This is a genomic window from Microbacterium mcarthurae, assembly GCF_046064585.1.
GTDB lineage: Bacteria > Actinomycetota > Actinomycetes > Actinomycetales > Microbacteriaceae > Microbacterium > Microbacterium mcarthurae.
On the sequence record NZ_JAROCE010000001.1, the window covers coordinates 855,295 to 868,432 of the forward strand.

11 protein-coding genes and 1 tRNA gene are annotated in these 13,138 nt (G+C 69.9%); 2 read left to right on the forward strand and 10 right to left on the reverse strand.

Annotation, left to right across the window (positions count from 1 at the left end; all coding sequences use genetic code 11):
* Window positions 1–65 precede the first annotated feature (65 nt).
* On the forward strand, window positions 66–350 hold the full coding sequence (locus P5G46_RS04190; protein WP_239275019.1) for a Fe-S cluster assembly protein HesB: 285 nt from the start codon (window positions 66–68) through the stop codon (window positions 348–350).
* A 79-nt stretch (window positions 351–429) separates the two neighbouring features.
* On the opposite strand, the gene P5G46_RS04195 is transcribed toward P5G46_RS04190, so the two are convergent.
* From P5G46_RS04195 to P5G46_RS04205, 3 genes are all read right to left on the reverse strand, one after another.
* Window positions 430–1,293, reverse strand: a complete 864-nt coding sequence (locus P5G46_RS04195) for a DUF4436 family protein (RefSeq protein ID WP_375095785.1) — start codon at window positions 1,291–1,293, stop codon at window positions 430–432.
* Window positions 1,294–1,330: 37 nt separating this feature from the next.
* Window positions 1,331–1,403 (reverse strand) — tRNA-Arg (locus tag P5G46_RS04200).
* Between the two features lie 16 nt (window positions 1,404–1,419).
* Entirely contained in the window at window positions 1,420–2,154 is a 735-nt protein-coding gene (locus P5G46_RS04205; RefSeq protein WP_408905036.1) for an NRDE family protein, read from the reverse strand.
* A 161-nt stretch (window positions 2,155–2,315) separates the two neighbouring features.
* Between P5G46_RS04205 and coaBC the strand changes: the two genes are divergently transcribed.
* Window positions 2,316–3,518 carry a bifunctional phosphopantothenoylcysteine decarboxylase/phosphopantothenate--cysteine ligase CoaBC gene (coaBC, locus tag P5G46_RS04210; protein ID WP_408905037.1) on the forward strand — a complete coding sequence of 401 codons (1,203 nt, stop codon included), beginning with the start codon at window positions 2,316–2,318 and terminating at the stop codon, window positions 3,516–3,518.
* Between the two features lie 3 nt (window positions 3,519–3,521).
* On the opposite strand, the gene P5G46_RS04215 is transcribed toward coaBC, so the two are convergent.
* The 7 genes from P5G46_RS04215 to P5G46_RS04245 all read right to left on the reverse strand — a co-directional run bounded on the left by P5G46_RS04215 (window position 3,522) and on the right by P5G46_RS04245 (window position 13,044).
* Window positions 3,522–4,379, reverse strand: coding sequence for a DUF2510 domain-containing protein (locus tag P5G46_RS04215; RefSeq protein WP_375095788.1), 858 nt, complete (start codon window positions 4,377–4,379; stop codon window positions 3,522–3,524).
* Window positions 4,380–4,446: 67 nt separating this feature from the next.
* Window positions 4,447–7,884: an error-prone DNA polymerase gene (locus P5G46_RS04220; RefSeq protein WP_408905038.1), complete on the reverse strand. Its 3,438-nt coding sequence runs from the start codon at window positions 7,882–7,884 to the stop codon at window positions 4,447–4,449.
* Window positions 7,885–7,926: 42 nt separating this feature from the next.
* Entirely contained in the window at window positions 7,927–9,471 is a 1,545-nt protein-coding gene (locus tag P5G46_RS04225) for a DNA polymerase Y family protein (protein ID WP_239275025.1), read from the reverse strand.
* On the reverse strand, window positions 9,471–10,199 hold the full coding sequence (locus P5G46_RS04230) for a hypothetical protein (RefSeq protein ID WP_239275026.1): 729 nt from the start codon (window positions 10,197–10,199) through the stop codon (window positions 9,471–9,473). Before P5G46_RS04230 ends, P5G46_RS04225 begins: the two co-directional genes overlap by 1 nt.
* A gap of 143 nt (window positions 10,200–10,342) precedes the next feature.
* Complete coding sequence (locus P5G46_RS04235) at window positions 10,343–10,840, reverse strand: HNH endonuclease (RefSeq protein WP_239275027.1); 498 nt, start codon at window positions 10,838–10,840, stop codon at window positions 10,343–10,345.
* Window positions 10,841–11,180: 340 nt separating this feature from the next.
* Window positions 11,181–11,975: a M23 family metallopeptidase gene (locus tag P5G46_RS04240; protein ID WP_375095790.1), complete on the reverse strand. Its 795-nt coding sequence runs from the start codon at window positions 11,973–11,975 to the stop codon at window positions 11,181–11,183.
* 370 nt (window positions 11,976–12,345) lie between these two features.
* A complete protein-coding gene (locus P5G46_RS04245; RefSeq protein ID WP_239275029.1) occupies window positions 12,346–13,044 on the reverse strand; it encodes an iron-dependent transcriptional repressor DtxR in 699 nt (232 codons plus the stop codon).
* Between the last annotated feature and the right edge of the window lie 94 nt (window positions 13,045–13,138).

Genomic DNA, 13,138 nt, shown 5'->3' on the forward strand with positions numbered 1-13,138 from the left:
GTTGTGACCGCCGTCGATTCTCGGAATCGTGGCTGGCCCCTGACGTCGACACAGAAGGAGAGCCCATGCTGACGCTCACCGAAGAGGCCACCACCGCCGTCAAGACCATCGCCGCCCAGCTGCCGGATGCCGCGCAGGGCGGTGTGCGTATCGAGGGCGCCGGTTCGCCCGAATCGCAGTTCCGCTTGTCCGTCGTCGATGGCCCCGCGCCGGAAGACGCCGTCGTCGAGAACGCGGGAGCTCGCGTCTTCCTCGACGCCGATGCCGCCGAGGTCCTCGACGATCGTGTGCTGGACGCCCAGATGGACGGCCAGGGCGCAGTGCAGTTCGCCGTCACGGCCCAGGCCTGACCGCTTTCCGACGATGCCCCGGCCGCGCGCCGGGGCATCGTCGTATCCGCACCCGCGGCAGCCGCTCACCCGGGACGGATCACGCGGGACCGCGTCGCAGCCAGGCGATGACGAAGAGCACGAGCCCCCCGACGAGGCCGGCCAGCACCCAGAGGACGATGAGGTAGTCGATCCACGACCCGATGGGAGGAGAGCCGGGCAGGAAGTTGCGCAACGGGATGGTGGCGAAGAGCATCGCTCCGATCCACCCCATCACCGTCACCTCGACCTTGCGCCGCCCGCGCAGCACGACGATCGCGACCGTCAACACCAGGACGGGGATGATGACCATGAGCGAGAGCAGCACGATCCCGAACGCGATCGTCGAACCCGAACGCGTCACGGCGATGTCGACGGCAAGGACGCCATCTCCGAGCTGCGTCTCCGTCACCGCGATGTCCCAGCCGGGTATCCCCCGCTTGGACGTGTGCACCGTCGTGGGAAGCGGGACCGACTCCCCGTCGGCGTCCTCCTCGATCGCCATCATCACCGAGCGCACCGCATAACGGTCGAAGGGCCAGTTCTCGATCCGCCCTTCCATGACGAACGACGTCTGGATCGGCGCGATCAGGTCGTCGGCCGCGTACTCGGTCGCCGTCGACCCCGCGACCGCCGAGATGAGCACACCGAACGAACGCCACGCCACCAGCCCGTTCGTGACCGTCCCGTCCTCGCCCTGGGTGGGAACGACGGAGACGGTCAGTCGATTGGTCGTGGCATCCATCTTCTCGGGCGTCATCGACAGCGCGACGGTTTCACCCGACGTTTCGGCCTCGCCGGTCGTGACGACATCACCACTGCCCGCGTACAGCCCCACGACGGTGCCGTAGAGCGCCGCGAACACGACGACACAGACGACGATCCAGAGGATCGGGCGACGACGGGACGGCGCGGGACTGCTCACGGAGCCAGTGTGGCAGAGCCGCGATGCGGGAAAAGGGTGCCCCCGACAGGATTCGAACCTGCGACGCCCGCGTTAGGAGTGCGGCGCTCTATCCCCTGAGCTACGGAGGCGGGGCTTCCTTCCAGCCTACTGCGGGCGAGCCGGGATGCCCGCGCGGAGGCGATCGGCGAGGGTGTCGTCCCACTCCCCCGGCTCGGAAAGTGCGGCCTCGCGCACATCCACGCCGTCGGCACCCACGGATGCCGCGCACACGAGCAACGACTCGAGCACGAGGTTGTCGTGCTCGTCGCGGCGCAGGACCGAGGTGGAGGGATCGGCCGTGGATGCCGCGACGACCTTGAGCCACGGCGCCCACCAGCCCGCGCCCGGCGCGACACCGACGCGACGGAACTCCGCGAGCCAGCGCCCGATGCGGGGCGTCGCCGGGTCGTCCGGGCCGTGGTGAGCGATCATGTGCGTTCCGGGTGCGAGGCGCGTACGGCGGACGGTGAGACCGTCCCACTCCACGACCGTGGCGCCAGCGGCATCCACTTCGACCAGATTGAATCCGCGGGTCGCCGGGGTCGTGGCGAGCGTGCCCGCGACGGACTGCAGGGGGATGCCACCGCGGCTGATGACCTCGTCGTCCGCGCGCTGCGACAGGTCCTCGCGGTTGAGCAGGACCGCGAGCCGTCGGGCGTCGGGGTCGACGGCCAACCACGCGCCGCCGGCACGGTCGTCCCGCACGCCCCGCACGCCCGGCCGCTCGGGCCACCACTGGCCGATGCCCCGCCAGGGCCGATGCCGGTCCTCGTCGCGGACGGCCAGGATGCGAACGGGCTCGCCACTCTCGCGCGGGACATCGACGACGACGGTGCACATTCCTCTCACGGTACCGCCGCTCGGGACGGGTCGGGTGGCCGCGCAGGCCCGCTGTCCAGCGGATGCCCCGGCCGCACGGGATCAGGCCGATGACTCGCCGGTGCCGCCGCCTCGCTCGATTTCGGTGCGCTCGGCGGGCCGGCACCTGGGAGACTGGGGCCATGTTCGTCGTCGTGGGAGTGACCGGGGGCATCGCCGCCTACAAGACCGTGACCCTGGTCCGGCTGCTGGTGAAGGCGGGGCACGACGTCCACGTCGTCCCCACCGACGACGCGCTGCGTTTCGTCGGGCTGCCCACGTGGGAGGCTCTGAGCCGCAACCCCGTCACGACATCGGTCCACGAGGACGTCGCACGCGTGCGGCACGTCGCGCTCGGCCAGTCCGCCGACCTCGTCATCGTCGCCCCCGCCACGGCGAACACGCTGGCGTCGATGGCCGCGGGACTGGCATCCGACCTGCTGGGCACCACACTGCTCGCGACGACCGCCCCGGTGGTGGTCGCCCCCGCCATGCACACCGAGATGTGGCGCCACCCGGCGACGGTGCACAACATCGAGGTGCTGCAAGCCCGGGGAGTGCACATCGTGGGCCCGGCCGACGGCGCGTTAACCGGCGGCGACAGCGGTCCCGGTCGCATGTCCGAACCGGAGGAGATCGCGACGGCGGCGCTCGCGCTGGTCGAGCGTCCGAGAGACCTCGAGGGGCTCACCGTGGTCGTGAGCGCCGGGGGCACCCGAGAACCCATCGACCCCGTGCGATTCCTGGGCAACCGCTCGAGTGGACGGCAGGGCGTCGCCATCGCGCGCGCCGCCGCCGATCGCGGCGCGACGGTCACCCTCGTTGCGGCGCACCTCGACGCCAACGTGCACCCCGACCCGCGCGTCGAGGTCATCTCGGTGGGAACCGCGGACGAGCTCGGACGGGCGATGGATGCCATCGCCCCCGAGGCCGACGTGATCATCATGGCCGCAGCGGTGGCGGACTACTCCGTTGCCGCGGTGTCGGAGCAGAAGCTGCGGAAGCAGGATGCCCCCGAGAGACTCACGCTGAATCTCGTCGAGAACCGCGACATCGTCGCGGGGCTCGTCGCTGCGCGGCGCGCCGGGCAGACCGTCGTCGCGTTCGCCGCCGAGACCGTCGAGGGCGAGGACGAGCTGATCGAACGCGCCCGCACCAAGATCGCCCGGAAGGGTGTCGACCTCCTCGCCGCGAACGCCGTGGGCTGGACGCGCGGTTTCGAGACGGCCGACAACGCCCTCACGATCGTCGGGCGGGACGGTGACGTCGTGGCCTCGGCATCCGGGTCCAAGGACGACACCGCCCACGCGCTCCTCGACGCGATCCTGGCGATCCGCTCGCGTTGAGGGTCAGTACCCGTAGTACTGCAGCTCTTCGATCAGCGGAAGCAGTGCGTTCAGGAGCAGCGCCACCCACACCGCGACGGCGATGATCGTGACGAGGGTCACGGCGATCCACCCCCACACCGGAGCCATCCCCTTGCCGGTCTGACGCCGCAGGATGACCGCGCGACCGATGATGTACACGCCGCCGCTCGAAATGGCAAGGACGAAGAAGCTCCACGCCCAGTGGAACGGCCTGTCGATGCCGCGGGCGCGCAGCTGCCTCCAGTCCAGGAAGGAGAACAGGACCGTGAGCGCGGCGATGACGAAGCTGAAAGCGGAGGCGCCGGCCGTGACCGCCAGCGATGCCGCCGCAGCGTACGGGGCCTGCTCGGGATACAGCGAGGCGTAGATCGACTCCTGGATGTAGGTCGTCCAGTCGAAGAGGAACAGCGTCACCAGAGAGACGAGCGGCAGGGCGACGACGAGCCAGATCCAGACGGTGTTGGTGGGGATGTCGCGGCGCGCGGGGGCCGAGGCCGACGGCGCGGCGGGCGCGGTCGGATACGCCGGCGCGCTCGGTGCGGGGCGAGCAGGGGCGGCGGCGTGGTCCGGGGCGCTCTGGCCACTCGCGTACGCCGGGGCGTCCGCGCGCGGGACGGGCGGCGCGGATGCGGCGGGAGACGCCGGGACGTCTGTGTTCGGGGTCGGCGGGACGGGCGGGGCCGCGGGAGCCTCCGGGCGGCTCGAGGACTGTTCAGCCGAGGAGCCGCCGGCGGCCGGTCGCACCTCGTCCGTCCACGCGGTGCCGTTCCAGCGACGCAGTCCGCCGCCCCCGGCGGGATCGGGATACCAGCCGTCGGGCGGAGTGGGCGTGTCGGTCATGTCGTTCCCCCTGTGGTGCTTCGGTGCTCCGTGCACGTTTCCCCGAGTCTAATGAGGGGCTCCGACGTCACCGGAAGTCCCGGGAGGCGTGCGAAACACCCACCCGAAGATCGGTGAACCCGTCGGCGACGACGTTCGTGACCCCCTCGACCGACCGTTCGAGCATTCCTCGGACGATGAGCGCGGGCGACTCCCGCACGATACGTCGATACCGGTTCCACACCCCCACGGAGCACACGATGTTCATGAGACCGTGCTCGTCCTCGAGGTTGAGGAACGTGATCCCGGATGCCGTCGCGGGACGCTGACGGTGAGTGACCAGCCCCGCCACCTCGACGCGACGGTCGACCTCGGCCGTGCGCAGTTCCCTCGATGTCAGTACACCGCGAGCATCCAGCGCGGACCGGAAATGGGTGAGCGGGTGATCGTCGGTCGAGAGTCCCGTCGCCCACAGGTCGGCGGCGAGCACCTCGTAGCTGGATGGATCGGTGAACAGCGGGGGCTGCACGAAAGCCACGGAGTCGGGGAGGAACTCCGGTCGGTCCAAAGCCGCCGAGCCCGACAGCCAGATCGCTTCGCGTCGCGAGTGGCCCAGGCACTCGAATGCTCCAGCCGTGGCCAGCGCTTCGAGCTGAGCGGTGACCAGTCCGGTGCGCCGCACGAGATCGCGCAGGTCGCGATAGGCACCGCCGCGCTCGCGTTCGGCGACGATGCGTTTGGCGACCTTCGTGCCGATGCCGGTGACACCGGCGAGCCCCAGGCGAACCGCGAACGCGCCGTCACGTCGGTGGGCCTCGGTGTCGTCGGGGGCGAACCGGTCGAAATCGCCGGTCGGGGGCTGATGGGCGAGCGAGCAGGTGTCGAGCCCCGTCGGAGCACGGCGAGAAGTCGTGGCATCCGTCTCGCTCGTCTCGTCGTCGACGGGCTCGAGACCCGCCTCGACATCCGAACGGTGCAGATCGGGCCGTCGCACCCGCACGCCGTGCCGACGCGCATCGGCGGTCAGCGTCGCGGGCGAGTAGAAGCCCATCGGCTGTGCGCGCAGGAGCCCCGCGAGGAACGCCGCCGGATAGTGCAGCTTGATCCACGAACTGGCGTAGACCAGGAGCGCGAACGACAGCGAATGCGATTCGGCGAACCCGAAGTTCGCGAACGCCTGGATCTTGGCGTACAGCTCGTCGGCCACGGATCCGACGAGGCCGTTCTCGGCCATGCCGGCATAGAGCTTCTCGCGGAGGGAATCGATGCGCTCGAGCCCTCGCTTGGAGCCCATCGCGCGCCGGAGCAGATCGGCGTCCTCCGCGGTGCAGTTGCCCACCGCGACCGCCATCTGCATCAGCTGCTCCTGGAACACCGGCACACCCATCGTGCGCTCGAGCACCGGTCGGAGCTTCTCATGCACGTAGGTGATCGGCTCCTGCCCGAGCTTGCGCCGCACGAAGGGGTGCACGGCGCCGCCCTGGATGGGCCCCGGACGGATGAGCGCGATCTGCACCACCAGGTCGTAGAAGCGGCGGGGCTGCAGACGCGGCAGCAGCCCCATCTGGGCACGCGACTCGACCTGGAACACCCCGATCGAGTCGGCACGGCACAGCATGTCGTAGACCGCCTTCTCTTCTTTCGGAAGCGTCGCCAGCTCCCACTCCTCGCCCGTGGCATCCCGGATCAGGTCGAAGCAGTACTGCAGGGCCGCGAGCATGCCGAGCCCGAGCAGATCGAACTTCACCAGGCCCATCCAGGCGGCGTCGTCTTTGTCCCACTGGATGACCGTGCGGTTGTCCATGCGCGCGTGCTCGATCGGCACCACCTCGCCGACGGGCCGATCGGTGAGCACCATCCCGCCGGAATGGATGCCGAGATGCCGGGGGGCCTTGAGGAGTTCGGATGCGAACTCGATGACCTCGTCCGGGATGTCGTGGTCGGCACCGGTTTCGAGGGTCGCTCCCCATCGTTCGACCTGTTTCGACCAGGCATCCTGCTGGCCGGGCGAGTGTCCGAGGGCACGGGCCATGTCGCGTACGGCGTTCTTGGGCCGGTACTGGATGACGTTCGCCACCTGCGCGGCGCGATCACGGCCGTAGGTCTCGTAGACCCACTGGATGATCTCTTCGCGGCGATCGGAATCGAAGTCGACGTCGATGTCGGGCTCTTCGTCGCGCAGGCTCGACAGGAACCGTTCGAAGGGCAGCCGATAGAAGATCGAATCGACCGCGGTGATGTCGAGCAGGTAGCACACGGCGCTGTTGGCGGCCGATCCTCGCCCCTGGCACAGGATGCCGCGGTGCCGAGCCTCGGCCACGATGCCGTACACGATGAGGAAGTAGCCTGGGAAATCCTTCATCTCGATGACCGCGAGTTCACGCTCGATGCGGTCGCGGTCGTCGGCGGACAGGTTCGGGTACTTGCGGGGCACCGCCTCCCACACCAGGTGCCGGAGCCAGGACATGGGGGTGTGGCCCTCGGGAACGGTCTGCTTCGGGAGTGCGGGCTTGGCCCGTCGGAGGGGGAAGGCCAGTTCGTCCGCGAGGGCGACCGTGCGCTCGACCACCCCCGGATAGCGGGCGAACCGCGCTGCCATCTCGGCGCCGGAACGCAAGTGGGCACCGGCATGCGAGGGAAGCCAGCCGTCGAGTTCATCCAGACTGCGGTTGGCGCGCACGGCGGCGACCGCGGCGGCCAAGAGCTCCTTCTTCGGCGCGGCGTAGTGGACGTTGTTGGTCGCGAGCAGAGGGAGTCCGCGCTCTGCAGCGAGAGTCGCGAGCAGATCGTTGTGGGCGGAGTCGAGCGGACTGCCCTGGTCGATGAGCTCGACGTACACGGCGTCGGGCCCGAACAACCTCACCAGGTCGTCGAGGGCGCGAGCCGCCCCCGCGGGCCCTTCGGATGCCAGAGCCTGACGGACCGTCCCCTTGCGGCATCCGGTGAGCACCGCCCAGTGGGGGTCGGCGGGCCCTCCGGCGCGTTCGGCCAGGTCGGCGAGGTCGTAGACCGGTCGCCCCTTCTCACCACCGGAGAGCTGGGCGTGGGTGATCGCGGCGGCGAGTCGGTGGTATCCCTCTTCTTTGCGGGCGAGGACGAGCAGGTGCGACCCCGCGGGGTCGGCCTCGCCGTTCTGCGGGCCGGGGAGCCCGAGCGACAGCTCGGCACCGAACACGGTGTGCACGGCACGGGCTTCCGCGGCTTCGGCGAAGCGCACGATGCCGTAGAAGCCGTCATGGTCGGTGAGGGCGAGGGCGTGGAGGCCCAGCCTCTCGGCCTCTTCCACGAGCTCTTCGGGCGAGGAGGCCCCGTCGAGGAAGGAGTACGACGAATGCGCGTGCAGCTCGGCGTAGGGCACGACGTCGGCGGGGCGTTCGATCGAGGGAGGGACGTAGGGTCCGCGCTTGTGCGACCATGCCGGGCTGTCGCCCCCGTCAGCGTGGGGCGGTGCCGTCGTCGGACGGCGCGCGTCGCTCAGGGCGCGTTCCAGCTCGGACCACTTCACCGGGGGGTTGTGCCAGCCCATCAGCGCGTCCTCACTCTGACGAGGGCTGTGGCGATGATCCGCTCAGTCATAGCGTCCCTCCGCGCGCCATTCCCCTTCTTCGACCACGAGCAACCACGCACCTCCGTCGGCGTCGACCACCTGGAAGCGGTGGGCACGACGCCGCCGCAGAGGATCCCACCCGCGCTCACTGATCGGCCAGGGCCCCGCCCACTCGCGGATTCGCACGCGTCGATCGCCGGCCTCGAGGATCGCCGGCGGAGCACTCATCGCGTCGCGCTCCCCCACCGTCACCGGCGCTCCGGCGATATCGGTGACCTCGACCCGACGCGGCTCGGGATACACCGTCGCGGGGAGGGGGTCGGGGAGACTCCCCGGCCAGGGGCGCGAGCGCTCCTTCGCCGTCACGGCACGGTCTCCCCAGGGCACCAGCACCTGCCGCTCGGCCAGCCACCGCCCGCCGCCGATGACAGGCGTGACGACGGCGCGGTGTCCGAGCATCGCCTGCACGCGAGAGAGCGCGTGATGCACCCTCTCATCGGACCCTGCACCGAAGAGCCCTTTGGCGTGATGGGCGGCGTCGTCGACGGCCTCGGGCTCGATGGACACTCCGGCCACTCCGCTGCCGAAGATGCCGCGGCCGTCTTCGGCGAGCTGCCACCGCACGCGGTCTACCACCGCTCCGGCGTCGAACGACCCGGGGTGCAGCCACACCCGTTCGCTGCGCTCCCCTCGCTCCCCCCAGAGCACCACGCGCAGCTCGGTGCACACCAGGTTCAGCGCCCCCAGGCGCGCGATGAACTCTTCCGCGGCCACTCGCATACCGAACGCGATCTGGTCGGCGAGCTCCAGCGGCGGCTCGAATGCGACCTCGCGGCGGAGTTCGGGCGGTGGTGTGCGCGGCTGTACCGGTTGGGAGTCGCGGCCGGAGGCGAGGGCGTGCAATCGCGCCCCCCGTTCAGCGAACCGTTCACGGACACGTTCGACCGGCATCGCGGCGAACTCTCCCAGGGTGTGCACCCCGAGGCGCGCCAGGAGACTCGCCAGATCGACGTCATCGAGCGCGGTGACCGGGAGCGGGGCGAGGAAGGCCGGGGCCTGTCCACCGGCCACGACGCGCACCGGATCGTCGGGGCGGGTGACGCGGGCGGCGTGCTCGGCGGTGAAGACGCCATCGGCGACGCTCGCGCGAATGTCGTCGAACCCCTCGGCCGCGAGCAGCCGCACCAGCATGCGCGCCGCCTCTTCTTCTCCGCCGTAGTACCGCGCCGGGCCGCGCGCACGGAGAGCGCAGAGTCCCGGTCGCACGATCTGCACGCCGGGGGCGTGCTCCTCGACCAGAGCCACCACGGGAGCGAAGACGCGCGCGTCACGGACGGAGTCGGCCGCGACGACGACCAGCGAGGGGCAGAGCGCTTGGGCGTCGCGACGCCGCTGCCCCCGCCGCACCCCGTGAGCGCGCGCGGCGGCGGAGCATGCCACGACCGTGTTGTTCTCGAACACCGCGAGGGGGGCATCCGCTCGTGGGGGCCGCGCAGCCTCGCGACGGTACGCCAGGACCGGCCAGTCCGGAAACCACAGCACCAGGCTGCGCGTGGGTTCGCGCATCATCCTGCCGCCCGCTGTCGATACTCCGCACTTTCCCGCGGGACGAGCCTCTCGGTCGGCGCGCCCAGCAGCTCGATCGACCCGTCGGCGGCCGGAAGCAGCATACGAGCGCGCCGCGCCGTCGGCGTGCGTTTGCTTCGGACCGATACCGTCAGCTCACGCCCGGCGAGATAGCCGTGCCCCTGCCCCAGGCCCGTCCAATGCGGGTCGGCGACATCGATCACGGCCTCGGCCTGAGGCCATGGCCCCTGCACGAGCAGCACAGTGCCACGATCGCGCAGTCGTGCGGCGAGTCGCGTGGCCTCGGCACCGCCGCGCGCGCTGTTCGCCCCTGCCGGGGGACGCACGGCCACGACCGGCAGGACCTCGGCGATCGTGGCCGTCACCGCCAGCCATCGGGGCCCGGGGTCGGGGATGAAGACCAGCCGATCGAGGTCGAGGCCGTACTTCTCGGCGGCTTCGGCTCCCAGCTCAGGCATGCCGACGACCCCGCACCACGCCCCGTCTTGCGACGGTCGGGCCATGAGCGCCAGCAACAGCGACATCGAGCGGGCGATCGCATACGCCGAACCGGAGCGAAGACCTCCCCCGGGGAGCAGAGAGGTGAAGGCGGGGTGCGTCGGCAGCACGGGAGCATCCATGCGGCGCCCCTGCATCCGCTCGAGCCGATCGCGGAGCGCGTGGATGTCAGGTACGGCTTGCGCCTGGTCTCGCACGATCGCCCTCACTCCCACAGGTTAGAACATGTGTTCTACACTCTCAATCCCTGTGGTTCGAAGATACGATCACCCTCCGACATCGCCGAGACGGTTCGGGTTACCCGGTCATTCCCCCATCGCGCAGGACTCCCCACGCCCCTTCACCGAATACCTCACGCCGCGAGCGCCAGATACGGCTCCCAGCGCGGATCGGATTTGTCGACGCCGCGCACCGTCCACGACGATCCCCGCGGCGGACCGGGAATCACCCTCAGCTCCCACATCATCTCCTGGGGCGTGCGATCCCCCTTGACGTTGTTGCAGCGGAGGCAGCAGGCCACGAGGTTCTCCCACGTGTCCTTGCCCCCGCGCGAGCGCGGCAGCACATGGTCGATCGTCGAAGCCGCCTTGCCGCAGTACGCGCAGCGGTGCGCGTCACGACGCAGCACGCCACGACGCGTCACCGGTACGCGGCGGGCACCGGGAACGCGCACGTAGCGCGTGAGGATGATCACCGCGGGGCGGTCGTACGTCCCCGCCGCTGCCCAGACGGGATCACCGTCGACACGTTCGACGACGGTGGCCTTCTCGTTCATCACGAGCACGAGGGCCCGCTTGAACGACACGACGGCGAGCGGCTCGTAGCCCGCGTTCAGCACCAGTGTGCGCATTCCGTTTCCTCTCGAATGGCCGAGACGGCTTCTCGGATGTTCGACTCGTGACGGCGGGAGCGGCGTAGGGGCATGAAAAAAGGCGCTGCCTATACAGACAGCGCCCTGGAAGTCGCGGTGAGGCCGCGGCATCCGCTCACACGATGCCGAAGGACGAGCAGCCCGAGCGCATCCATGGTGCGGATGCGAGGCATGGTGTCCATCGACTTTCCCTCCGGTTCTCCCGACGTCGGGAACAGGCTAACCCACCGCGACACGCCCGAGGTCCGCCGCCCGGGGAAACGACAGACGGCGTGTCGGAGAACGATCGTCTCCGGCACGCCGTCCGCAAAAAAGACGCTCAGCCCGCGTTCTGCTGCAGCCAGGCGTAGGGATCGACCACCGATCCGTTGATGTGCACCTCGAAGTGCAGGTGATTGGCCGTCGAACTCCCCGTCGAGCCCACGAGACCGATGAGCTGGCCGGCGGCGACGGTCTGGCCCGCCTGGACCTGGCGGCTGCCGTACGTCATGTGCCCGTAGGTCGTGGAGACACGCTGACCGTTGATGACGTGCTCGATCACGACACCCACGCCGTATCCGCCGAAGCTCTCGGACGAGACCTTCACGACACCGCCCGCGGCCGCGAAGATGGGCTGCCCACCGGGTGCGAGCAGGTCGACTCCCTGGTGATAGCCGGAGTCCCACAGTCCGCGACCGAGCGTGTAGCTGCTGAGCGGCCACCGCACTTCGCCCGAACCGGGAGCGGTCATGTTCAGATCGACCGAGGAGACCGCGACGTTCGCGCGGGCGGCGAGCTCACGCGCACGTTCGGCAGCGGCCGCCGCGGCGGCCTCCTGCTCCTTCTTCTTCTGGATCTCTTCGGCGGTGGTGGCCGAGTAGCTGCTGCGGTCGAGGGTCTCGGCCGTGGCATCCGAGGCGACGACGAGCGACTGGTTGTCGGGAGCCGACATCTCCTGCAGGGTCATGGTCTCGGCCGCGGGCATCGTCGCGGCGTACGCCGGGATCGCCACGGTCGCGACGAGTCCGGCGACCATCGACAGGATGACGGCGCTGCGCAGCGGCTTCGCGCCACGGCGGAAGGATGACGTCGAGCGCGGGGCGGGAGCGGGGCGTGCCACCGTCGACGAAGCCACGACGGGCGTCTGACGAGGCCGCCGTGCGGGTCGGGTGACCGCGGCGCGCGCGCTCTTTCGAGTCTGACCCGTTGCGGGGACCTCGGGCAGGCCTGCAGCGGGGTCGTTGTGTTCAGCCAAATTTCCTCCGGCGCCTCTGCGTCGTCGACGCTGGCTCGTCAGCACTCGATGGGGCACGATGTGCGGGCTTCACCCTCTGCGGACGACGAGCCGATGAGGCAAACCGCGAGGGGTCCGACGGCGGGCTTCTCGCCTGTGGACCCTCAGAGGCTACCCGAAGATAACGAAACTGTCACGCTCAGCGCCGAGACGAAGAGCCGATGTCCGGGATACGACGGGGCGCACGCGCGAACACCGGCGCAGCGCGCGCTCAGGCTTCGTCGACTAGGAAGATGTGCGAGGCGACCTCGACGGGCAGCTCGAGCCCCTCGTCGATGCCGTCCATCTCGACGAGCACGTAGCCCTCGTTGAAGCGGTACTGGCCACGGGCACCGGGCAGGACACCGGCAGCCTTCAGCTGCTGCAGGAGTTCGGGGTCGACCTGCGCCGGCTCGGCAAGACGGCGGACGGTGCCGGAGATCGGGCCACCGGCATCCGTCAGCTTGCGCACGAGCCCGACCACGCCCTCTTCGAAAGTGGCGCTCGCCACATCGCCGAGCTGGTCGAGACCGGGGATGGGGTTGCCGTAGGGCGACTCGGTCGGATGCCCGAGCAGCTCGACCAGACGACGCTCGACCTGCTCGCTCATGACGTGCTCCCAGCGACAGGCCTCGTCGTGGACGTAGGCCCAGTCGAGACCGATCACGTCGCTGAGCAGCCGCTCGGCGAGACGATGCTTGCGCATGACGTCGACCGCCTTCTGCCGGCCATCGTCGGTGAGCTCGAGGCGACGGTCTTCGGAGACGACGACGAGGCCGTCACGCTCCATGCGACCCACCGTCTGCGAAACGGTCGGGCCCGAGTGGCCCAGGCGCTCAGAGATGCGAGCCCGAAGGGGAACGATGTTCTCTTCCTCAAGTTCGAGGATCGTGCGCAAGTACATCTCTGTGGTGTCGATGAGATCGGTCATTCAGCAGTCCTCGGGCGTCTCGGCGGTGTTCCCAGCCTACCGACCCCCTCCGACACACGGACGGGACGTGCTCGACCCCCGCCCTAGAATCGAC

Coding starts and splice junctions, on each gene's coding strand:
- P5G46_RS04190 (WP_239275019.1), top strand. CDS start 66: ATGCTGACGCTCACCGAAGAGGCCACCACCGCCGTCAAGACCATCGCC.
- P5G46_RS04205 (WP_408905036.1), bottom strand. CDS start 2,154: ATGTGCACCGTCGTCGTCGATGTCCCGCGCGAGAGTGGCGAGCCCGTT.
- coaBC (WP_408905037.1), top strand. CDS start 2,316: ATGTTCGTCGTCGTGGGAGTGACCGGGGGCATCGCCGCCTACAAGACC.
- P5G46_RS04215 (WP_375095788.1), bottom strand. CDS start 4,379: ATGACCGACACGCCCACTCCGCCCGACGGCTGGTATCCCGATCCCGCC.
- P5G46_RS04220 (WP_408905038.1), bottom strand. CDS start 7,884: ATGGGCTGGCACAACCCCCCGGTGAAGTGGTCCGAGCTGGAACGCGCC.
- P5G46_RS04225 (WP_239275025.1), bottom strand. CDS start 9,471: ATGCGCGAACCCACGCGCAGCCTGGTGCTGTGGTTTCCGGACTGGCCG.
- P5G46_RS04235 (WP_239275027.1), bottom strand. CDS start 10,840: ATGCGCACACTGGTGCTGAACGCGGGCTACGAGCCGCTCGCCGTCGTG.
- P5G46_RS04245 (WP_239275029.1), bottom strand. CDS start 13,044: ATGACCGATCTCATCGACACCACAGAGATGTACTTGCGCACGATCCTC.